Source organism: Brevundimonas sp. (assembly GCF_035627475.1).
Taxonomy (GTDB): Bacteria; Pseudomonadota; Alphaproteobacteria; order Caulobacterales; family Caulobacteraceae; genus Brevundimonas.
This window is the reverse complement of the sequence record NZ_DASPLR010000029.1, coordinates 21255-41979: the sequence shown is the minus strand read 5'-3', so window position 1 is coordinate 41979 and position 20725 is coordinate 21255. Positions and strand designations below refer to the sequence as shown.

At 70.1% G+C, this 20725-nt stretch carries 25 protein-coding genes; 8 read left to right on the top strand and 17 right to left on the bottom strand.

Translation table 11 applies throughout. The annotated features are described in order from the left end of the window. Positions 1-47: 47 nt before the first annotated feature. From VEA62_RS07645 to VEA62_RS07630, 4 genes are all read left to right on the top strand, one after another. Complete coding sequence (locus VEA62_RS07645; RefSeq protein ID WP_324820229.1) at positions 48-1262, top strand: pitrilysin family protein; 1215 nt, start codon at positions 48-50, stop codon at positions 1260-1262. 66 nt (positions 1263-1328) lie between these two features. Continuing rightward, positions 1329-1919 carry a GNAT family protein gene (locus tag VEA62_RS07640; protein WP_324820227.1) on the top strand — a complete coding sequence of 197 codons (591 nt, stop codon included), beginning with the start codon at positions 1329-1331 and terminating at the stop codon, positions 1917-1919. 45 nt (positions 1920-1964) lie between these two features. After that, on the top strand, positions 1965-3632 hold the full coding sequence (locus tag VEA62_RS07635; RefSeq protein ID WP_324820225.1) for a bifunctional diguanylate cyclase/phosphodiesterase: 1668 nt from the start codon (positions 1965-1967) through the stop codon (positions 3630-3632). Next, positions 3629-4021: a hypothetical protein gene (locus VEA62_RS07630; RefSeq protein ID WP_324820223.1), complete on the top strand. Its 393-nt coding sequence runs from the start codon at positions 3629-3631 to the stop codon at positions 4019-4021. Before VEA62_RS07635 ends, VEA62_RS07630 begins: the two co-directional genes overlap by 4 nt. Here the strand turns inward: VEA62_RS07630 and VEA62_RS07625 are convergent. Beyond that, positions 4018-4587, bottom strand: coding sequence for a YqgE/AlgH family protein (locus tag VEA62_RS07625; protein WP_324820221.1), 570 nt, complete (start codon positions 4585-4587; stop codon positions 4018-4020). The genes VEA62_RS07630 and VEA62_RS07625 overlap by 4 nt on opposite strands. Positions 4588-4715: 128 nt before the next feature. Between VEA62_RS07625 and VEA62_RS07620 the strand changes: the two genes are divergently transcribed. Together VEA62_RS07620 and VEA62_RS07615 are read left to right on the top strand one after the other, a co-directional pair. Further along, complete coding sequence (locus VEA62_RS07620) at positions 4716-5201, top strand: peroxiredoxin (protein WP_324820219.1); 486 nt, start codon at positions 4716-4718, stop codon at positions 5199-5201. A 53-nt stretch (positions 5202-5254) separates the two neighbouring features. Next, the gene (locus VEA62_RS07615; protein WP_324820217.1) at positions 5255-5662 is read left to right on the top strand and encodes a very short patch repair endonuclease; all 408 of its coding nucleotides are present in this window, start codon (positions 5255-5257) and stop codon (positions 5660-5662) included. Here the strand turns inward: VEA62_RS07615 and VEA62_RS07610 are convergent. From VEA62_RS07610 to VEA62_RS07590, 5 genes are all read right to left on the bottom strand, one after another. Continuing rightward, a complete protein-coding gene (locus VEA62_RS07610) occupies positions 5659-7644 on the bottom strand; it encodes an ATP-binding protein (RefSeq protein WP_324820215.1) in 1986 nt (661 codons plus the stop codon). The genes VEA62_RS07615 and VEA62_RS07610 overlap by 4 nt on opposite strands. A 65-nt stretch (positions 7645-7709) precedes the next feature. Beyond that, the gene (locus VEA62_RS07605; RefSeq protein ID WP_324820213.1) at positions 7710-8747 is read right to left on the bottom strand and encodes a quinone-dependent dihydroorotate dehydrogenase; all 1038 of its coding nucleotides are present in this window, start codon (positions 8745-8747) and stop codon (positions 7710-7712) included. Beyond that, positions 8738-9094, bottom strand: coding sequence for a DUF952 domain-containing protein (locus tag VEA62_RS07600; protein ID WP_324820211.1), 357 nt, complete (start codon positions 9092-9094; stop codon positions 8738-8740). Before VEA62_RS07600 ends, VEA62_RS07605 begins: the two co-directional genes overlap by 10 nt. Next, positions 9091-9594, bottom strand: coding sequence for a SixA phosphatase family protein (locus tag VEA62_RS07595; protein WP_324820209.1), 504 nt, complete (start codon positions 9592-9594; stop codon positions 9091-9093). The genes VEA62_RS07600 and VEA62_RS07595 overlap by 4 nt, the downstream gene beginning before the upstream one ends. Positions 9595-9652: 58 nt before the next feature. Continuing rightward, positions 9653-10393: a methyltransferase domain-containing protein gene (locus tag VEA62_RS07590; RefSeq protein WP_324820207.1), complete on the bottom strand. Its 741-nt coding sequence runs from the start codon at positions 10391-10393 to the stop codon at positions 9653-9655. A 44-nt stretch (positions 10394-10437) separates the two neighbouring features. Between VEA62_RS07590 and gloB the strand changes: the two genes are divergently transcribed. Then, complete coding sequence (gene gloB / locus VEA62_RS07585) at positions 10438-11166, top strand: hydroxyacylglutathione hydrolase (RefSeq protein WP_324820206.1); 729 nt, start codon at positions 10438-10440, stop codon at positions 11164-11166. Here gloB and VEA62_RS07580 read toward each other — a convergent pair. The 7 genes from VEA62_RS07580 to VEA62_RS07550 all read right to left on the bottom strand — a co-directional run bounded on the left by VEA62_RS07580 (position 11163) and on the right by VEA62_RS07550 (position 16427). Next, positions 11163-11912: a DUF4908 domain-containing protein gene (locus VEA62_RS07580; protein ID WP_324820204.1), complete on the bottom strand. Its 750-nt coding sequence runs from the start codon at positions 11910-11912 to the stop codon at positions 11163-11165. The genes gloB and VEA62_RS07580 overlap by 4 nt on opposite strands. Positions 11913-12011: 99 nt before the next feature. Further along, complete coding sequence (gene phbB, locus VEA62_RS07575; protein ID WP_324820202.1) at positions 12012-12737, bottom strand: acetoacetyl-CoA reductase; 726 nt, start codon at positions 12735-12737, stop codon at positions 12012-12014. A 172-nt stretch (positions 12738-12909) separates the two neighbouring features. Next, a complete protein-coding gene (locus VEA62_RS07570) occupies positions 12910-13968 on the bottom strand; it encodes an NAD(P)-dependent alcohol dehydrogenase (RefSeq protein WP_324820200.1) in 1059 nt (352 codons plus the stop codon). A 67-nt stretch (positions 13969-14035) separates the two neighbouring features. Further along, positions 14036-14584 (bottom strand): hypothetical protein, encoded by a 549-nt coding sequence (locus VEA62_RS07565; RefSeq protein ID WP_324820198.1) that lies wholly within the window; start codon positions 14582-14584, stop codon positions 14036-14038. Positions 14585-14693: 109 nt separating this feature from the next. Further along, positions 14694-15065: a GFA family protein gene (locus VEA62_RS07560; protein WP_324820196.1), complete on the bottom strand. Its 372-nt coding sequence runs from the start codon at positions 15063-15065 to the stop codon at positions 14694-14696. Beyond that, positions 15062-15814 carry a DUF72 domain-containing protein gene (locus VEA62_RS07555; RefSeq protein WP_324820194.1) on the bottom strand — a complete coding sequence of 251 codons (753 nt, stop codon included), beginning with the start codon at positions 15812-15814 and terminating at the stop codon, positions 15062-15064. Before VEA62_RS07555 ends, VEA62_RS07560 begins: the two co-directional genes overlap by 4 nt. Before the next feature lie 25 nt (positions 15815-15839). Continuing rightward, the gene (locus tag VEA62_RS07550) at positions 15840-16427 is read right to left on the bottom strand and encodes a TetR/AcrR family transcriptional regulator (protein WP_324820192.1); all 588 of its coding nucleotides are present in this window, start codon (positions 16425-16427) and stop codon (positions 15840-15842) included. Between the two features lie 152 nt (positions 16428-16579). Between VEA62_RS07550 and VEA62_RS07545 the strand changes: the two genes are divergently transcribed. Continuing rightward, complete coding sequence (locus VEA62_RS07545) at positions 16580-16879, top strand: CC_3452 family protein (protein ID WP_324820190.1); 300 nt, start codon at positions 16580-16582, stop codon at positions 16877-16879. Here the strand turns inward: VEA62_RS07545 and VEA62_RS07540 are convergent. From VEA62_RS07540 to VEA62_RS07525, 4 genes are read right to left on the bottom strand one after another with little or no spacing between them, the layout of a single operon-like run. After that, a complete protein-coding gene (locus tag VEA62_RS07540; RefSeq protein ID WP_324820188.1) occupies positions 16876-18237 on the bottom strand; it encodes a glutamate--cysteine ligase in 1362 nt (453 codons plus the stop codon). The two genes, VEA62_RS07545 and VEA62_RS07540, sit on opposite strands and share 4 nt — an antisense overlap. Before the next feature lie 54 nt (positions 18238-18291). Continuing rightward, the gene (locus tag VEA62_RS07535) at positions 18292-18750 is read right to left on the bottom strand and encodes an ion channel (protein WP_324820186.1); all 459 of its coding nucleotides are present in this window, start codon (positions 18748-18750) and stop codon (positions 18292-18294) included. Positions 18751-18781: 31 nt separating this feature from the next. After that, positions 18782-19501 (bottom strand): 16S rRNA (uracil(1498)-N(3))-methyltransferase, encoded by a 720-nt coding sequence (locus VEA62_RS07530; RefSeq protein WP_324820184.1) that lies wholly within the window; start codon positions 19499-19501, stop codon positions 18782-18784. Between the two features lie 16 nt (positions 19502-19517). Continuing rightward, on the bottom strand, positions 19518-20681 hold the full coding sequence (locus VEA62_RS07525; RefSeq protein ID WP_324820183.1) for an acyl-CoA dehydrogenase family protein: 1164 nt from the start codon (positions 20679-20681) through the stop codon (positions 19518-19520). Positions 20682-20725: the final 44 nt, after the last annotated feature.

The following is a 20725-nucleotide window of genomic DNA, read 5'->3' as shown; positions in this document are numbered from 1 at the left end:
CCACGCTCCACACCCTGTCCAACGGCGTCCGCGTCGTCTGCGATCCCATGCCCGGCCTGCGCACCCTGGCCCTGACCGTCGCCGTGCGGGGCGGGGCGAAGTGGGAAACCGAAGCGACTTCCGGCTGGTCCCATTGTCTTGAACACCTCGTCTTCAAGGGCGCCGGCGACATGGGCGCGCGCGACATCGTCGAGCGGATCGAGGCCGAGGGCGGTTCGCTGAACGCCTCGACCGGCTACGAGCGCACCAGTTTCGAGGTGCGCGCCCTGCACGGCTCCCTGCCGCTGGCCATGCAGGTGCTGTCCGATCTCGTTTTCCGTCCGACCCTCGATCCGGCCGAGATCGAGCGCGAGAAGGACGTCGTGGCCCAGGAGATCGCAGAGGCCTTCGACACGCCCGACGACCACGTCTTCGAAATGGCCCAGACCCAGGCCTACGCCGGGCAGCCCCTGGGCCGGCCGGTGCTCGGTTCCGTCGCCAGCCTGAAGCCCATCACCCACGCCTTGATCAGCGACTGGCGCGCCAGGCTGTATTCGCCGGACCGGATGGTGGTCGCGGCGTCAGGGGCGGTGGACGAGGCCGAGCTGCTGGCCCTTGCCGAGCGCTGGTTCGGCGGCGAGGCGCCGACGCCCGCCGAGGCTCCGGCCGTTCCGCGGTTCACGGGCGGTCACGCGGCCCTGTCGCGCCGGATCGAGCAGGCCAATATCGTCTTTCAGCTGCCCGCCCCCTCCGCGGTCGACCCGGCCTATGCGGCCGCGCGGCTGATGACCGAGATCCTCGGCGGCGGCATGGCCTCGCGCCTGTTCCAGAGCGCCAGGGAGGAGCGGGGGCTGGCCTACGCCATCGACGCCTGGCACGAGCCCTATGAGGACGCGGGGCTGCTGGGAATCTATGCGGGAGCTTCGGCCGACCGCGCGGTCGAGCTGGCCCGGGTCTGCGCGGCCGAGCTGAAGGCGCTGGCCGATAGCGGGCCGACGGCGGCGGAACTGTCGCGGGCCAAGGCGGTGATGAACGCCGGCCTGTGGATGTCCGACGAGAGCCCGGCCGCGCGGGCCGGGCGGGCGGCGGCGCAGGTGTTGATCTTCGGCGCCCCGATCTCCTCGGAGACCATGGCCGACCGGATGCTGGACCAGACCGCCGACGACGTGCGTGCGGCGGCGGCCGCGTCGCTGTCGTCGGGACGCGCCGCCACGGCGGTGCTGGGCCCGAAGGCGGCGGCCCCGGTCGGGGCGGCCTTCCACGAGGCGCTGTTCGGATCCTGAGCGGACTCCACCGCGCCACGGGCCGGGACGGTTCACCAGAGGCGAACAGTCGGCTAGAACCCATTCATGGCCCTGCTGGACTGGATTAACGAGGCGACCGGTCCGGTCGTGAAGGGCGAAGGCGTGACGCTGCGGGCGCCGCGCGGGTCGGATTACGAGGCCTGGGCCGCCCTGCGCCAGCTGTCCCACGCCTATCTGCAGCCGTGGGAGCCGAGCTGGCCCGAAGACGACCTGACCCGCGCCGCCTTCAAACGCCGCCTGGCGATCTATGCGCGCGAGATGGACGCGGGCAACGCCTGGCCGTTCTTCATCTTCGCCGACGCGGACCAGGCGCTGGTCGGCGCCATCACCCTGTCGAACGTGCGCCGCGGCGTCGCCGAATCCGGAACCCTGGGTTACTGGGTCGGACAGCCTTTCGCCGGCCAGGGCTATGCCACGGCGGCGGTGCGCGGCGTGGTGGCCCATGCCTTCGACGAGCTGAAGTTGCATCGGGTCGAAGCGGCCTGCGTCCCGACGAATGTGGCCTCGCGCCGGGTGCTGGAAAAGGCCGGCTTCGCCCTGGAGGGACGGGCCCGGGCTTATCTCAAAATTAACGGCGCATGGGCAGATCATCTGCTGTTCGGCGTCGTCAACGACGGGGTCGGGCGCAGCGGCTGACCTGGGCTGATCCCTGGCGCCGTCCTGTCGGGATCGTCACGCGTTTTGAACACTCGCTCCAGAAGTCTGGCCTGGGACGCGACGACCGCCATCGAGGCGCTGGCCGCCGCGGACACGGCCCTGTGGATCTGGACCCCGTCCGACGACCAGATGCGTTTCACCGGCGCGACCCGCGCGCTGGGCCTCGGCCCGCTCGCCCCGGAATGCTCGGGCGCCGCCTTCACCGCCGTGGCCGTGCCGCAGGACCGCTCCCTGGCCGAACGCATCCTCAAGCCGCAGGAGGAGGGGACCGAGGTCGCCGTTCGCCTGCGCATGCGCGATTCCGAAACCTGCCTGTGGCGCGGCGTCTGGCTCGAGGACGGCCTGCGCGCCGCCGGGGTGGTGGCGCTGGAGACCAAGTTCGCGGCCTCGCACCGGGATCATCTGACCGGCCTGCTGGATCGCCGCACCTTTCTGACCCGCGCCGGCGAGACCCTGACCCAGCCGGGCGACTATGAGCTGGTCGTGGCCGACGTCGACCGCCTGCGCCGGCTCAACGAGGCGCTCGGCCACGAACGCGCCGACCTGGTTCTGGCGGCGCTGGGCTCGCGCCTGAACGGCGCCTTCGCCCAGGAGGCCAACCCCGCCCGCGTCGGCGAGGACGAGTTCGCCGTCATCGTTCCGCGCGGCTCCGGGGCCGCTTCCGAACGCCTGCGCGAGGCCCTGGAGCAGCCGCTGCGCGTGGCCGGCTTCGACATCTATCCGACCGTCTCCATCGGCGCCGTGGCGGCCGAGGGAGGGCCCGACGCCTCCGATCCCGCCGAACTGCTGCGCCGAGCCGAACTGGCCGTCGAACAGGCCAAGACCGCGGGCCGGGGCGGGGCCGCCGCCTACGGCCGGGCGCTGGAGTCCGACAGCCTGTCCCGGCTGGCCCTCGAGGCCGACCTGCGCAACGCCTTCGTACGCGGCGAGATCGAGCCCTTCTACCAGCCGATCGTCAACCTGAAGACCGGCGCCGTGGCCGGGTTCGAGGCGCTGGCCCGCTGGCGTCACCCGCAGCGCGGTCTGGTCCCCCCCGACGAATTCCTCGGCCTCGCTGACGAGATGGGGCTGATGAACGAACTCGGCCTGCTGATGATGGGCCAGGCCTCGCGCCAGCTGGCCGAGTGGCTGGCCCGACACCCGTCGGCGGGCAAGCTGTTCTGCAGCGTCAACCTGTCGGTGGGCGAGATCGAACGCGCCAACCTCGTCGAGGACGTCGCCCGCATCATCGCCGACGCCGGCCTGCCCAGGGGCGCCCTGAAGCTCGAGGTCACCGAGGGCGACATCATGCGCGACACCTCGCGCGCCGCCGAGACCCTGACCCGGCTGCGCGAGGCCGGCGCCTCGCTGGCGCTGGACGATTTCGGCACCGGCTTCTCGTCCCTGACCTGGCTGGCCAAGCTGCCGTTCGATACGCTGAAGATCGACCGCTATTTCGTGCTGACCATGGACAAGGACGAGGGCTCGGCCAAGATCGTCAAGTCGGTGGTCAACCTCGGCCGCGACCTGTCGCTGGAAGTCGTCGCCGAGGGCGTGGAAAACGCCGGCCTCGCTGCGCTGCTGCTCGACGCCCAGTGCCACTACGGCCAGGGCTTCGGCTACGCTCCGGCGCTGCCGGCCCAGGAGGCCGAGGTCTATCTGAACGAGTCGCTGGCGGACGGCACCGCGCCGCTCAAGGCGCGGTCTGCTTGACGGAGCCGCGAAAGCCCTCCGCCGCCGCGAGGATCGCCACGCTGGTCCTGGCGATCGGTGTGGCCGGCTGGGTCTTCTACGACCGGATCGCCGCACGCAGCCCCGCTCCCGTCGTCGAGGCGGTGCGAAACAGCGATCCAGCCATCGGCGATGCTCCGATCGAGATGACCAACACAGGCCATTTCCTCGATGCCGATGGCTATCAGAGATCCCGGCTCAGACTGTGGTGCGGCGGGGTCGAGGGACGGCCCGGAACGGTCGCGGTCGTCGCTTCACGCGGCAGACGGAATAGTCCCCCGGTCGTGCGTGAACTGGCTCTGAGCTGGTCGGACAGCCTGACCGGCCGCCAGCAGTGGTTGATCTCGGAGTGCCGCCGGCTCAGTCCCTAGGCCCGCCCGCTCTGCCCCGACAGCTGCGCCGGGTCGATGCCCAGCCCCGCCACCGCCCGGGCCCATTTGCCCTCGTAGTCGGGGTCGAAGATGAGGTCGGCGTCGGCGTCGGCGGTGAGCCAGACGTTCTCGCCCAGCTCGTCCTCCAGCTGGCCCTCGCCCCAGCCGGCGTAGCCCAGCAGCAGCACCGAGCGGCGTGGTCCGGCGGCGGGGTCCACCATCGCGGCCAGGGCCTCGCGCGTGCCGGTCATGGCCAGACCCTCGCCGAACGCCAGCGACGCATCCTCGGCCAGCCAGTCGTCGGTGTGCAGCACGAAGCCGCGCTCGCGCTCAACCGGCCCGCCGACAAGGACGGCCCGCTCGGCGGCGAAGTCGGGTGCGGCGGTCTCCAGCTTCGTCAGGACCGCCTTCAGGTTCACCCCCGGCGCCGGCCTGTCGAGCCGCAGTCCCATCGCATGATCCGGCCGATGGGCGCAGACGAGGATGACGGCATGCTCGAAACGGGGATCGCTGATGCCGGGCATGGCCACCAGTAGTCGTCCGGCGAGGGATTGGAATTGGTCCATGACCTCTATCTTGGACCCCCGCGCGGGCGGTGCAAGGCCGCCGGTGCGTGGAAAGGTTGGCGCATGACGCCGCAGGCCCTATCTGGACCGGGAGTTCGACCTTCTCACCCCGCTTTCGGAGCCCTGCCATGACCGTCCAGATCGGCGACCGCATCCCCTCGGCCACCCTGACCCGCGCCACCGACGACGGCCCGAAGCCGGTGTCCACCGACGACATCTTCGCGGGCAAGACCGTCGCCCTGTTCGCCGTTCCGGGCGCCTTCACCCCGACCTGTTCGGCCAAACACCTGCCGGGCTTCAAGGATCACCGCGAGGACCTCGCCGGCAAGGGTGTCGACACCGTCGCCTGCCTGTCCGTCAACGACGCCTTCGTTATGGGCGCCTGGGCCGACAGCCAGGGCATCGGCAAGGACGAGATCCTGATGCTCGGCGACGGCAACGGCGATTTCACGCGGGCTCTGGGCCTGTCGATGGACGCCAAGGGCTACGGCATGGGCGAGCGGTCGCAGCGCTATTCGATGATCGTCAGGGACGGCGTCGTCGAGCAGCTGAACGTCGAGCAGCCGGGCGAGTTCAAGGTCTCGTCGGCCGAGCACATGCTGACGCAGCTTTAGAAGGGCCCTATCGCTCGCCGCACGGCGGCTCGCTGCTTGAGCGCGATTTGCGGATGACCGACGTCTTCACTCCGGAACAGCGCAGCGCCGTGATGCGGCGCGTGAAGAGCCGCGACACCGCCCCCGAACTGGCTGTGCGCCGCATCCTGCGTGCCGCAGGGATCGGCTACCGCCTGGGCGGCGCGGGGCTTCCCGGCCGGCCAGACCTGGTCATGAAGGGGCGGCGCACGGCGCTGTTCGTGCACGGCTGCTTCTGGCACGGGCACGACTGCGCCCGCGGCTCCCGCAAGCCCAAGGCCAACGCCGCCTACTGGAGCGGCAAGATCGACCGCAATCGCGCGCGGGACGCCTCGGCAAGGGACGCGCTGGAGGCCGCCGGCTGGCGGGTGGTCACTGTGTGGGAGTGCGAGATGAAGGCGCCGGACTTCGGCGACCGGCTGGTCGCCGGGCTGCGAGTCTAGGCCGCCGCGGTCTCGGCCGGGGCGCCTTCGTCCGCCTGGGCCATGGTCATCACGTGGTTGATGGCCCCCAGCAGCATCGGCGGCGTGATCGGCTTGGGCACGAAATAGGTCATGCCCGCCTCGGTGCAGGCGGCGATATCCTCGGGTGAGGTGTCGGCGGTCACCGCGATGACCGGCACGAGGGCGTTGAGGCCGCCGCCGGCCCGGATGCGGCGGGTCGTCTCGCGCCCGTCGAGTTCCGGCATCCGTACGTCCATGAAGATGAGGTCGAAGCTGGAGGTCTCGCAGATTTTCAGCGCGGCCATGCCATCGGCGGCCGTGGCGATGTCGCAGCCCAGCGGCTGCAGGATGAGCTGGATGGCGCGGCGGTTGATGTCGTGGTCGTCGACGACCAGCACCCGCATCGGACGCCCCTCGTCCTCCTCGCCGGTCGTCTCGTCGGCGTCGACCGGGGCGGTGGAAGCGGGCGCAGGCTGCGGCGTGGGCTCCGGCGTGGGCTCCGGGGCCGTCCTCCCGGTCAGCGACTGGGCCAGGGGCGCGGGCGAGGCCGGGCTGGACGGCCGGGTCGAGACGCGGGCGGACAGGGCGCGTGCGACGGCGTCGCGGCTTTCCTGATCCAGCGCAGGCGCGACGGTGGCCACTGTCTCCCCGGCTTCGAGCCGAAGGGCGAGGGTGAAGCTGGCGCCCTGTCCCACGGCGCTGCGGGCGGTGAGGCGTCCGCCCATCAGTTCGACAAGCTGGCGGCTGATGGCGAGGCCCAGGCCGGTGCCGCCATGGCGGGCGCTGACCCCGTCGGCGGTCTGGTCGAAGGGGGTGAACAGTCGGGCCACCTGGGCGGGCGACATGCCGGGCCCGGTGTCGGTGACCTCGATCAGCACGGCGTGGCCGCCGGTATCCTCGGCCCAGGCGCGGAAGCGCAGGGTGATGGAGCCTTGGGCCGTGAACTTCATCGCGTTGGAGATCAGGTTGTTCAGCACCTGGCGCAGCCGCATCGGATCACCGCGCACCGCCGTCGGAACCATGGCGGCGCCTTCGATCCGAAGCTTGAGGCCCTTGGCCCGGGCCGGTCCGCGCCACAGCCGGGCCGACTGGTTGAGCAACTCGCGCAGATTGAAGTCGACCGCCTCGACCGTCATGTGGCCGGCTTCGAGCTTGGCGTGGTCCAGCAGATCGTCGAGCAGAGCCTTCATCATGAAGCCGGCGTCGCTGATCAGTCTGGCCTGGGCTCGCGCGGCGCCGTCGGGAGCGCCGCGCTCCAGTTCCGCCGAGCCGGTCAGGATGGCGCTGATCGGCGTGCGCAGGTCGTGCCCCATGGCGGCCAGGAAGGCGCTGCGGCCCTCCATGATGCGCTCGGCGTGGGCCCGCTTCTCCTCAGCCTCGATCCGCGCGGCGGTCTCGGAAATCCGCGCCTGGTTCATGCGCTGCCACGTCGACAGACAGTAGGTGATGAAGACGCCGACGGCGACCGCTGCGGCGGTGATGAAGGCTGGCGAGGCCCCGAACGCGGCCATGAAGAACGGCGTCGATCCGAGATAGAGGAACTGCGGCGTCACGGTCAGGATGAGGACGTTCATCGACCGCGGGGCGTTGATCATCGAATAGATGGCCCCCGCCGACAGCAGCATGGAGGCGCAGATGCCCCCCATCGGGCCGCCGACGAGCCACAGCGGCACAGCCAGACTGCCGAAATAGCCGGCGTTGATCGTCAGCAGGGCGGCGCCGGCGAGGTTCCTCGGGGCACGCAGGTGTTCCGTCCGTCCGCTGTTGATCGGGCCGAAGATCCACAGATCGACCAGCTGGACGGCGAAATAGCCCAACACCCAGACGACGCTGAGCGACCAGCCGAGCAGCGGGCTGAACACCAGGGCGCAGGCCGAGGCCATTCCCATCCGCTGCAGAAGCGCCTTGCGTCGCTGGCGGATGGCGCCGGCCCAGGTCGTGTCGAGGGCGGCGGCAGGCATGTCGGCTTTGGCGATCGCCATGCGGCTCCCCCGGACCGGGCGTGTTCGCCCGCCCGGCATCATGCCCCGGGGGCCCTAACGCTCCGTCAACGCGCGGTCCCCACAGCCTGGCCGACTGTGGAAAACCCGTCCGCCCGCAGCCGGGCGGCGAGGTCGCGCTTGATGCGGCCCACGAGCCCCGGGCCTTCGAAGACCAGGGCGCTGTAGATCTGCACCGCCGACGCTCCGGCGCGGATGCGCGCATAGGCCTCGGCGCCGGAGTCGATGCCGCCGACGGCGATCAGCGGCAGGCGCTTCTGCGAAGCCTCGGCCGCCGCCGCCAGCGCCGCCGAGGCCCGGGCCTTCAGCGGCGCGCCCGAGAGGCCGCCGGCCTCGTCGCGGTGGCGCGATTTCAGCGACGCCGGCCGGTCCAGGGTGGTGTTCGAGACGATCAGGGCGTCGATGCCGTGGTCCAGCGCGGCCTCGACGATCAGGGCGATCTCCGCCGCCGTCAGGTCAGGGGCGATCTTCAGAAAGACCGGCGTCGGATCGTCCTCGCGAGCCTCCGCCAGCCGCCCGAGGAGATCGTCCAGCGCGGCCCGGCCCTGCAGGTCGCGCAGGCCCGGCGTGTTGGGCGACGACACATTGACCGTGACGTAGTCCGCCAGGCCCCTGAGGCGCCTCAGGCCGGCGACATAGTCCGCCGCCTTGTCTTCCGTGTCCTTGTTGGCGCCGAGATTGGCCCCCACCACCGTTCCGGCGGGGCGCCGCGCGAGGCGGGCGGCGAAGGTCTCCAGGCCCTCGTTGTTGAAGCCCATCCGGTTGATGACCGCCCGGTCCTCCGATAGCCGGAACAGGCGGGGCCGCGGATTGCCCGGCTGCGGCCGCGGGGTCACCGAGCCGCACTCCACGAAGCCGAAACCCAGGCGGGAGAGGCCGTGCAGGGCCTCGCCGTTCTTGTCCAGACCGGCGGCCAGTCCGACGGGATTGGACAGGGTCAGCCCTGCGAGGCGGGTCTCCAGCACCGGATCGTCGGCCGGCGCCGGGGGCAGGGGCGCGACCTTGAGCGCCAGGATGGCGAGGCGATGCGCCGTCTCTGGATCGAGGCCGCGCAGCACGGCGCCGCCGATATCGGTCATGGCCATCCGACCGCTCCGTCCTCGAAGACCATGACGCCGTCTTCACGCACCGAAAGGCTCCGCTCGCCCGTAATCGCCGACAGGGGCAGGGGACCGTACAGGTGGGGAAACAAATCGCCCCCGCGCGAAGGCTCCCAGCGCAGCGCCTCGCCCAGCGCCGCCGCGTCGACCGTCAGCAGCACCAGCCCCGACCGGCCCGCGTAGTGGCGGCGCGCCGTCTCGGCCAACTGTTCCTTTGTCGACATATGGATATAGCCGTCGGCGCGGTCGACGGCCGAGCCGCTGAAGACGCCAGGGATCCGCGCCTGCTCCCAGGCTGCGCGGTCGACCAGCTTGAAGACCTCCCCGGTCATCCGGCGGCCACGTCGCGGGGTTGCAGCCAGCCTTCGAACATGCGGCGTCCGGCGGAGTCGACGCCGAAGATCGCCGCCGCCCCCGGCGGGAAGCCCCCGCTCATCCGGTCCAGCACGGAGGGGGAGGCGGCGCCCTCTATCAGGTATTCCACAGCCAGCAGGTGGACACCCGGATTGTGCGCCACGACCATCAGGCAGCCGGCCTCGTCCTCGACGCCCTCGACAAGGCGGCGCAGCGTGTCCGCCCCGCCGTTATAGAGCGCCTCGTCGTCCCGGATCTGGACGTCGCCGAAGGCGTCGTGGAGCAGGTCCCAGGTCTGACGGGTGCGCGTCGCCGGCGAAACCAGCGCCAGATCCGGCCGCACGCCCCGGGCGGCGAGGGCCCGGCCCATGGCGGCGGCGTCGGTCCGGCCGCGCCCCGACAGGGCGCGGTCGCGGTCGCGCCCCGAGCCGGCGGCCCGCTCGGCCTCGCCATGCCGCATCAGGATCAGTCTCTGCATGTCCGCCCTTTAGGGCCTGCCGCCCCGCCTGCAAAGCGGCCTGCGGGCGGCAAGTCGGTCAGTGGGGGAACGGATGCTCGCGCGACACAGGCTGGGGCTGCAGGGCGGGCGCCAGGACGGGCGCGGCCGCCACGGCGCCGCCGGGATGCACCCGCGCATACGCCTGGCGCGTCGCCTCCAGCAGGATGACGCCGGCGGCCCCCGGCAGCAGCCGCCGGCCGATCTGTTCGAACCCCTCTGCGAACGGCAGCAACAGGTTCCACGGCGGCACATAGAGGGTCTGGGACCAGGCGGTGGGCTCCAGTCCGGCGTCGCGGACCAGCCGCTCCAGCTGGCGGCGGGTGAACGGCCGTCCGTATCCGAACGGGGTCGTCTCGACGCGCGACCACAGACCGCCTCGCGCGGCGGCCACCAGGATGATGCGGCCGGCGGGCGACAGCGCACGGACCGCCTCCAGCAGCAGGCCGGCGGCGTCCTCGGCTTCCTCCAGGGCGTGAACCAGCAGGATGCGGTCGAAGGTGCCGGCCGCGAATGGCAGGCGGCGGTCGTCGACCAGCACGGTGCGGTTGCGGCCGACCGACGGCCACAGCTCCACGCCCTGTCCGCCCGGCATGGCCGCGACCACGCGCCGCGCGCCGACGAAGGCGTCCAGCCATGGCGTCGCATAGCCGAGGCCCAGCACGTCGCAGCCGGCCGCCTCCCCCCAGGCCTCGTCCAGGCGCCGCGCCAGCATGCGCCGGGCGAGCGCGCCCGCTGGTTCGCCGTAGAAGGTTCGAAGGTCCTCGATGCTGCGCCGCATGCCGTCACCATAGGCCGGGGAAGGGGCCCCTGCTAGAATGCGGCATGACCCTCGACGTTCGCCTGTTCCCCTGCCTTTCCGACAACTACGGCTTCCTCGCCCGCGACGCCGCCACCGGCGCGGTGGCTACGGTAGACACGCCCGACGCCGACGCCATTCTGGCGGCGCTGGAACAGTCCGGCTGGGGGCGGCTGGACCTGATCCTGAACACCCACTGGCACCCGGATCACACCCAGGGCAACGCCGCTCTCAAGGCGGCCACCGGCTGCGAGATCGTCGGCCCCGAGGAGGTGCGCAGGGCCGCGCCGCTGGACCGGGTCGTGCGCGGCGGCGACGTCGTCAGCCTCGGCGATACGGCGCTGGAGGTGACCGACACGCCCGGCCATACGCTGGGCCACATCGTCTACCGCGATCCCGCCGGAGCCCAGGCCTTCGTCGGCGACACCCTGTTCGCCCTCGGCTGCGGCCGGTTGTTCGAGGGCGCGCCCGGGCAGATGTGGGACAGCCTGCAGACGCTCGCCGCCTGGCCGGACGAGACAACGGTCTGGTGCGCCCACGAATACACCGCCGCCAACGCCCGTTTCGCCCTCAGCCTCGATGACCGGCCCGAGATGGCGGTGCGGGCGGCGGCGATCATGGCGGCGCGGGAGCGGGGGCAGCCGACGGTGCCGACCACGATCGGGGCGGAAAAGGCGTTCAATCCCTTCCTGCGCGCCTCCGACGCCGCCGATTTCGCCGCCCGGCGCGCCGCCAAGGACAGCTTCGCCGGCTAGCCCCTGGGCAGGATGGCCCGGATCACACGGGCCGAGGACGGACGCCCGGCCATGCCCTCGTCCGGATCGACGGTGACGACCAGCCGGCCCCGCGAATAGGTGACGCCGGCGCGCGATCCCTCGACGATGGTGATGCTGCGCAGTTCGTTGATGTACTGCCGGGCCGTCGGCGATCGGGCGATGCGGATGACGGCCTCGGTGGCGACGATCATCGCCTCCACGCACAGCGATTCCGACCGGTCGCCGTCCAGGTTGACCTCGACGAGGCGCCCGCCCACGGCCTGGCTGACCATGTAGCTGCGCTGGGCCATCAGGCGGAACAGCAGGTGCGGACCCAGGACCGGCGGCGTCAGGCTTGAGCCGGCGCCGGTGAAGGAGGCTGGCGAGCCTCCGGGCGCGCGCGAGGTGTAGACCGTCATGCCGCCGCTGGGCGTGACCCTCAGGACCTGGTCGCCGGCGTCGTTGCGGTAGATGACGTCGCCGCGCGGGGCGGCGCTGGGGCGCAGCACCCAGGTTTCGTCGCGGCGGTCGAAACGGAGCAGCGGGTGGCGCCCGGAACGGTCGAGAATGAAGCCCTCGCCCGACTCGGCGACATAGCGACCCACGGGCGGAAGGGACGGCGCGGAAGGACGCCGGTCGCGCAGGGACTGGCTCTGTTCGGCCTGGGCGTTGCCGCGGTTCTGGGCGGCCGCCCCGGACGCGAGAAACAGCAGCGACAGCACCGCCGCCGCGAGGGCGATCGCCATCGCGGTCAAAAGCGGCCGTCCCGCCGTTCTGACCCTCGCCGTCAACTCCATGGCGACTTTCGTGGAATCGTCACGCGGCGGATTTTGGGCGGACAGAGTTTAGCCGACGAGATACTGACCGCCGTTCAGCGACAGGGTGCAGCCTGTGACATATCCGGCACGTTCGCCCGCGAGCCAGGACACCATGTCGGCGATTTCCTCGCCTTTTCCGAGCCTTCCCACCGGGATCTGGGCGATGATCCCGGCCAGCACCTTTTCGTCCATCGCCCCCACCATCTCGGTGTCGATATAGCCGGGCGCGATGCAGTTGACGGTCACGCCCTTGCGGGCGTTCTCCAGCGCCAGCGCCTTGGTGAAGCCGATCATCCCGGCCTTGGCGGCGGAATAGTTGGTCTGGCCGATCTGGCCCTTCTGGCCGTTGATCGAGCTGATGTTGACGATGCGGCCGAAGCCGCGGTCGCGCATGCCGTTGATCACCTGGCGCGTCATGTTGAAGACGCTGTCCATGTTGACGCGGATCACGTCGGACCATTGGTCGGCGCTCATCTTGTGGAAGAAGCCGTCGCGGGTGATGCCGGCGTTGTTGATCAGGATGTCGACCGGCCCCAGTTGCGCCTCGACCTCGGCGACGGCCCTCTGGCAGTCCTCGAATGAGCCGACATTGCCCTTGACCACCATGACGCCCAGTTCCTCGGCGGTGGCGCGGGCGGCCTCCTCGTTGCCGGAGTAGCCGGCGGCGACCGCCATGCCGTCTTCCTTCAGGCGCTGAACGATCGCCTTGCCGATGCCGCGGGTGCCGCCCGTGACCAGAGCCACTCGTGCCATGTCCGTTTCCCTGTCCTGCATGGCCCGCTCTGTCGGAGGGCCTTCATCCACAGGTGTAGCGGTGGGAGGGGCCAGGGGCTAGGGGCCCGGGACTGGCGCAGGGATCGCTTCGGCTCGTTGAGCGTGGCGGCGGTGGCGTTCGCCCCTGGTCCCACGTCTTTGGCCCCCGCCCCTACAGCCGCGCCATGTCGATGACGAACCGGTAGCGCACGTCGGATCGCTCCATCCGGGCGTAGGCCTCGTTGATCTGGTCGGGGGCGATCACCTCGATGTCGCAGGCAAGGCCGTGCTCGGCGCAGAAATCCAGCATCTCCTGGGTCTCGCGGATGCCGCCGATCAGCGAGCCGGCGATGCGACGGCGCCGCCACAGCAGCGGCATCGCATAGACCGGCAGGCCCTCGGTGGTCAGGCCCAGCATGACCATGGTGCCGTCGCGGGCCAGCAGGTTCACATGGCTGGCGATCTCGTGCGTGGCCGAGACGGTGTTGATGATCAGGTCGAAGGTCTCGCCGGCCGCCTTCATCGCCGCCTTGTCCGAGTTGATCAGGAAATGCTTCGCGCCCATCCGCTCGGCGTCGGCCTTCTTGCGGTCCGAGGTCGACAGCACCGTCACCTCCGCGCCCATGGCGTTGGCCAGTTTGACGGCCATGTGGCCCAGCCCGCCCAGCCCGATCACCGCCACCTTCGAGCCGGGACCGACACCCCACTCGCGCAGCGGGCTGTAGGTGGTGATCCCGGCGCACAGCAGCGGCGCGGCGGCGTCCAGCGGGAGGCTGTCGGGGATGCGCAGCACATAGTTCTGATCGACCGTGATCCGGTCGGAATAGCCGCCCTGGGTCATTCCCTGACCGATCTCGGCCCCCTTCGGGTCCGGCGAGCCGTAGGTCTGGGTCATGCCGGGCACGCAGTACTGCTCCTCGCCCTCGAGGCAGGCGGAGCAGGCGCGGCAGCTGTCGACCATGCAGCCGACGCCGACCCGGTCGCCCTCCCTGAAGCGCGTCACGTTCGATCCGACCGCCGTCACCACGCCGGCGATCTCGTGGCCCGGCACGATCGGATAGCGGGTGTTGCCCAGATCGTTCTTCGCCACGTGCAGGTCCGAGTGGCAGACGCCGCAGAATTTGATCTCGATGGCGACGTCGTCCGGTCCCGGATCGCGCCGGTCGAAGCTGTACGGCGACAGCGGCGCGTCGGAGGCGGTGGCGGCGAAGGCGCGGGTGGCGATGGGCATGGGGACTCCGGGGGAGGGCGGTCGGGCGCCTGAAGCTAGGGTCGGCGCCCTCCCGCCACAACCGGCGTCAGTCGCCGATGGATACCTCGCGCCGGGTGTCGTCTCCGTAGCTCAGGCGTCGAATGCGCGCGACCTTCGCAGCACGGTCGAACTCGATCAGTTCGACCCCTCCACCGCCGGCCGCATCGGTGACCAGCCGCACAGGGACGCCGGTGTCGTTGTTGTTCAGCTGGATCGAGGCCGCCCCCGTGCTCGACACGGCCAGCCCCAGCCGGTCGGGCATGGACGCCCCGACCCCGGCTGGCGCGTCGAGCGCGATCGAGGCCTGACCGTTCTGGAAGGTGCCCATACCGCCGCGTTCGGCGCCCGTCTCGTCGTAGATCCACACGGCGGCGGAACGGCCGTGCCGGCGGCCGGTGTCCTCGCCCATCACCACGCGCTCGACACCGCGGGAGTCGACCAGCGCGATGCGCCGGGCCTTGATCTCGTCCTGGACGGGATCGCGCGCCGCCCCGCTCACCAGCACCGCGGCGAGGCCAAGCCCCATGGCTGCGGTGATCACCTGTAACCGGCCGACCTGCTTCTGCAGGCGGACCATCGCTTCATCGCCAGTCATCGCTCTCTCCCTATCGTGCGTGACAAGCTACCTATCAAAGCAAGGATCATCGGGATGCTTAATTCGCCGTAATGCCAAGCTTGCTGCCGAGGCGCGCGGAGTCTTCGGTTCACCAGCCGTGGCGGCCGTCGACGACACGGACCGGTACGGCCTCGAGGTCGAAGTCGTCGAACAGGTGGGCGTTCAGGGTGATCCGCGGTGGCCGGTCCTCGCCTTCGTCCGTCGTCCATGCGCCGGATTCAGCGAACACGGCGCAGCCACAGGCCGTGCAGTGATGGAAGGTCATCATCCGATCGCCCCACTGGTAGGCGGCGAGGATCTCCAGGGTGAGCTCCAGCTCGACGTCCCCCGGCGCATAGTAGGCCGCCAGAGTTCCTCGCTTGGTGCAGGTCGAGCAGTTGCAGTGCGTCACCGTTTCCGGCGCCGGGGCGGCGAACCGCTGGGCGCCGCAATGGCAGCTTCCCTGCACCCGCTCGGTCATGCGTCGAGCTTGGCGATCAGCGCCTGGGCGGCTGCCGGATTGCGCACCTTGGCCCCGGCGATGAAGTAGGCGAACACGTCGCCCCGGCTAGCCCATTCGCGCGCCCGCCCGGCGATGCGGTCCAGCTCGTCCGACGTCATGCCGGCGGCCTCGTCCTCCCGGCTCGACATCAGCCGGGCGTAGGTGAAGTCGGCGGTCGGCTGGTCGATCTTCGGCCACTCCGGCGCCTCGTCGTCCTCGGCGTAGACGATGGCCACGCCGTATTTCGCCGCCAGATCGTAGAACTGCTGGGTGTCGAAGCTGGCGTTGCGCACCTCCAGCGCATGCCGCAGCCGCACCCCGTCCCTCTCCTTCGGCAGCAGCTTCAGGAAGCCCTCGAAATCCTCCGGGTCGAACTTCTTGGTGCCCATGAACTGCCAGTTGATCGGCCCCAGCTTGTCGCCCAGCGCGGTCAGCCCCTGATCGAGGAACCGCCCCATCGACTCGCCCATGTCCGACAGCACCTTGCGGTTGGTGCAGTAGCGGCTGGCCTTGACCGAGAACACGAAACCGTCGGGCGTCTCGTCGCGCCACTTCATCCAGCTGTCCGGCTTGAAGGTCGAATAGTAGGTGCCGTTGATCTCGATGCTGGTCAGCGCCCGCGAGGCGAACTCCAGCTCCTTCTTTTGGCTCAGCTTCTCCGGATAGAAGACGCCCCGCCACGGTTCATAGGTCCAGCCGCCGACGCCGACTTTGATGCTTCCGCCCATGGTCCTCTCCCGTGTCGGACGAGACCTAGGACTGCGGCGCCGACGCCACAAGCATCCGGTAGGCCGCCGTCGCCTGCGCCCGGGCCGTGTCGTCGTCGAGCAGCCGCCGCGAGTGGCCGTAGGCCAGCACTATGCCCTTGAATTGGAACACCAGCACCTCGAGCGTGGCGTCGTCGGCGTTCGGATTCAGCGTCCGGAATTCGCGCTTCAGCACCTTGGCCCAGCGCACCTGGCTGGCCTTGAGGGTGTCGCGCAGCGGCCCGGGCTGGTCGTCCAGCTCGATCGCCGCGGCCTTCAGCGGACACCCGCCAGGGCGGTCCTCGCCGTCGATCCAGTCCAGCTCGCCCTGGAAGATGCGGTCCAGCCGCTCGCGCCCTGCCGGCAGGGGCTCGGCCGGACGCCATACCGCCTCGGTGAAGCGCTCGATCATGGCGTCCACCACCTCGGCCTGCAGGGCCTCCTTGGACTGGAAATGCTTCAGCACCGCGCTCTTCGACAGGCCGGCGGCGCTGGCGACGTCCTGCAGGCTGACGGCGGCCAGGCCGCGCACTGTGACCTGGGTCATGGCCTCGTCGATCAGTCGGGCGTGGGTGGCGGCGCCTTTGGGCGGCATGAAAAAGGTCTCCAGCGGCAAAAGTGGCCGAACGGACACTTTCCTGTTGACTCGAAGTGACCGAGCGGTCACTCATATGTGCACGGTCGGTCACTTTTACACGAACCGGCCGCAATGAACAGCCCCCCAACGACAAGCCCAAGGAGGCTCCAATGCTTCTCATGACCCTGATCTCGGCGACCCTCGCCGTCGCCCAGCCCGCTCCGCTTCTGGACGCCGCCGCCACCCTGGCCGCCCCCGGCGAGGCACGCCGCGTGGTTCTCGACGGCCGGGCCTGGTCCTGCGGCCCCGACGGCGCCTGCGTCGCCCGCGGCTCCGGGGCCTCGCAGCCGGCCCTGCGCGAATGCCGCCGTTTCGTCGCCCGCTTCGGCGCCGTGACCCGCTACGAGCGCGGCGGGATCGCCCTCGCCGGGCCGGAGCTGGCGCAGTGCAACGCGGCGGCGCGTCCCTAGTAGGCGAAGTCCCGGTAAATGCGGCTCACGTCCCCCTGCCAGTCGCCGTGGTACAGCTCCAGCAGGCGATCGGCGGGGGTGATCCCGCTCTCGGCGATGTCTTCCAGCTCCGACAGATAGCCGCGCTCGTCGACCATGCCGCCGGAGAATCGGGCGCGGTTCTTCAGCCCGTGCTTGGCGATGTCGACCAGATCGACGGCCACGTCGCGCACCGACCGCCCCGCGACCTCGGCCTTCAGCCCCAGCCGGGTGACGTCGCGGCGCAGGCGTTCGTGGTCGGCGATGTCCCAGTCCTTGACCAGGTCCCAGGCCGCCGCGAGCGACGGCGCGTCGTACAGCACACCGGCCCACAGCGCCGGCAGGGCGCAGATGCGGCTCCACGGCCCCCCGTCGGCGCCGCGCATCTCCAGATAGGCCTTCAGCCGCACCTCGGGGAACAGGGTCGTCAGGTGGTCGGCCCAGTCCTTCGCCGTCGCGCGGTCTCCCGGAAGAGCTTCCAGCTTCCCGTCCATGAAGGCCCGGAACGACTGGCCGGACAGGTCGACGTAGCGGCCGTCGCGCTTGGCGAAATACATCGGCACGTCCAGCGCATAGTCGGCATAGGCCTCGAAGCCGAAGCCGTCGCGGAAAACGAAGTCCAGCATGCCGGTGCGATCGGGATCGGTGTCGGTCCAGACGTTGGCCCGCGCCGACAGGAAGCCGTTCGGCTTGCCTTCCGTGAACGGCGAGCAGGCGAACAGGGCCGTGGCGATCGGCTGCAGCGCCAGCGAGGTGCGGAACTTGGCCACCATGTCGGCCTCGCCGTCGAAGTCGAGGTTCGCCTGGATGGTGCAGGTGCGCAGCATCATGTCGAGGCCCAGCGATCCCCGCTTCGGCATATAGGCGCGCATGATGTCGTAGCGGCCCTTGGGCATGACCGGCACATCCTCGCGCCGCCACAGCGGATCGAAGCCGGCACCGAGGAAGCCCAGGTTCAACTGGTCGGCGACCTGCTTGACCTCCATCAGGTGCTGGCCGGTCTCGTTGCAGATTTCGTGGATGTCCAGCAGTGGCGCACCGGACAGCTCGAACTGGCCGCCGGGCTCCAGCGAGATCGAGGCGGTGTAGCCCTCGGCGTTCTCGCGCTCCAGGGCGATGACGTGGTCGCCCTCGTACACCTGCCGCCAGCCGAACCGCGTCAGCCCCTCCAGCATCGCCTTGATGCCGTTCGGGCCCTCATAGGCCGGGCGGCGCAGCGTCGACTTGTCGAAGCCGAACTTCTCGTGCTCGGCGCCGATGCGCCACTGGTCCTTGGGCTTGGACCCCTTCGACATGGCGCCGATCAGGTCTTCGCGGGTAAGCGGCGCGGCGTCGGCCATCTGGATCTCTGAGCCCCTCGTGTCGCGGCTAGATGGGGCGAAACACGCCGTTGCTCAAGGTGTGTCGCGATGAACCATCCCGTGTTTCCTCCGCGAGGTGAAGGGCATCATGACGCTGACGAAGAAGGCGACCGACCAGCCGAGCAGGATCGCCCCCGCCACGCCCTCTATCGCGCCCAGCAAACGCCATTGCGGGGCCATCAGGGAGTCGTCGTAGCCGATCGAGCCGTAGCTGATGCTCGAGAAATAGACCGCCTCGCGCAGGTCCGGCACCGCCCCGATCAGCTTGAAGACCGCGGCGTACATCCAGATCTCCGTCCCGTGCACGACGAACAGCCCCAGCACCACGGCGATCGTCAGCAGGGCATGCCGCCACAGCGGGCCCTCGACATAGGACCGGCCGGCCCGGGCCTCATACAGTTCCAGCCCCCGGCCGAGGCTGAGCAGGCCGAAGCCGTGCAGGCCGACGGCGAGCAGGGCCAGCACGGTCGACAGGGCCAGTTCGTTGAACATTCCGCATCCTGCCCCTAAGCCGTCCGCCCCGCTAGCGGTCCCAGTCTCCGACCGCCGCCTGCCACAGCGTCAGCGCCGCCGTCGCCGCCGTATCCGCGCGCAGCACCCGCGGCCCCAGCGACACGGCGGTGGTGAAGGGCAGGGCGCGCAGCCGTTCCCGCTCTTCGGGCGCGAACCCGCCCTCCGGCCCGATCAGGATGGCCCACGGTCCGCCCCCGGCCTCGGCCAGGGCCGCCATCGCCGGCGCGCCCCCCGTCTCGTCGCAGAACATCAGCCGACGCGAGGCGTCCCAGCTCTCCAGCAGCGCGTCCAGCTTCTCCGGCAGGTCGATCGCCGGCACGTCCAGCCGTCCGGTCTGCTCGGCGCTCTCGACGGCGATGGCCTCCAGCCGGTCCATTCGCACCCGGTCGCCCTGCGTCCGCCGCGTCGTCACCAGCCCGATCCGCGCCGCGCCCAGCTCCGTGGCCTTCTCGACGGCGAACTCCAGCGCCGACTTCTTCACCACCGCGATCAGCAGATGCACGTCCGGTACGGTGGTCTGCGCCCGGACCTGTTCCTCCGCCTTCAGCACCACGCCCTTCTTGAGCGTCTCTGCGATCACACACCGCCACTCGCCATCGACGCCGTTGAACACCAGCAGCGCATCCCCCGCCTTCAGCCGCATCACCTGCGTCAGGTAACGAGACTGGTCGAGCGTCGGCAGAACCGCCGCGCCGGCGGACAGGGGCTGGGGAACGTGGAGGCGGATCATGCCTGCCTGTGTGGGCTCAGAGCGTCCGCGCGATCAAGAGCTTCATGATCTCGTTGGTGCCGCCGTAGATCCGCTGCACCCGCGCATCCTTGTACAGCTGGGCGATCGGATATTCGTTCATATAGCCGTAGCCGCCGTGCAGCTGCAGCATCTCGTCGATGACCTCGCCCTGGATGTCGGTGACCCAGTATTTGGCCATCGAGGCCGTCGCCGCGTCCAGCTTGCCTTGCAGATGCAGCCCCAGGCAGTGGTCCACGAACACCTTCGCCACCGTCAGCTTGGTCTTCACCTCGGCCAGTTTGAACTGGGTGTTCTGGAAGTCGATCACCCGCTTGCCGAACGCCTTGCGCTCCTTGACGTAAGCCAGCGTCTCCTGCAGCCCGCGCTCGGCCGCGGCCACCCCCTGGACGGCGATGTTCAGCCGCTCCTGCGGCAGCTGCTGCATCAGCTGGATGAAGCCCTGGCCCTCGCCGCCGCCGATGATGTTCTCGCCCGGGACCTTCACGTCGTTGAAGAACAGCTCGGAGGTGTCGTTCCCCTCCATGCCGATCTTGTGCAGGTTCCGCCCGCGCTCGAAGCCCTCGGCCCCGTCCGTCTCGACCACGATCAGGCTGGTGCCCTTCGCCCCTTCCGACGGGTCGGTCTTGGCCACGACGATGATGAAATTGGCCAGCTGGCCGTTGGTGATGAAAGTCTTGGACCCGTTCACCACATACTGGTTGCCCTGTTTGATGGCGGTGGTCTTGACCCCCTGCAGGTCGGACCCGGCGCCCGGCTCGGTCATGGCGATGGCGCCGACCAGCTCGCCCGACTGCAGCCGCGGCAGCCAGTGCGCCTTCTGCTCGGCCGTGCCGTAGTGCCAGATGTAGGGCATGACGATCGCATTGTGCAGCGAGATGCCGAAGTGATCCGCGCCCTTCCAGCCCAGCTGGCGCATCAGCACCACCTCATGCCGGTAGTCCCCGCCCATGCCGCCGTCCTCTTCGGGCATCGACAGTCCCAGCAGCCCGGCCTCGCCGGACTGCGTCCACAGCTCGCGCGGCACCGACGAGTTGGCGATCCATTCCTGGACCTTCTCCGGCGGCGCATGCTCGTCGATCCATTTGCCGACGGAGTCGGAGAAGAGGACGATCTCCTCTTCCTGCATGAAATCGGGTTCGGGGACGTTGAGGACGTTCATCACAGGTCGTTCCGCTTCACTGAACCCTCTCCCGGCGGGAGAGG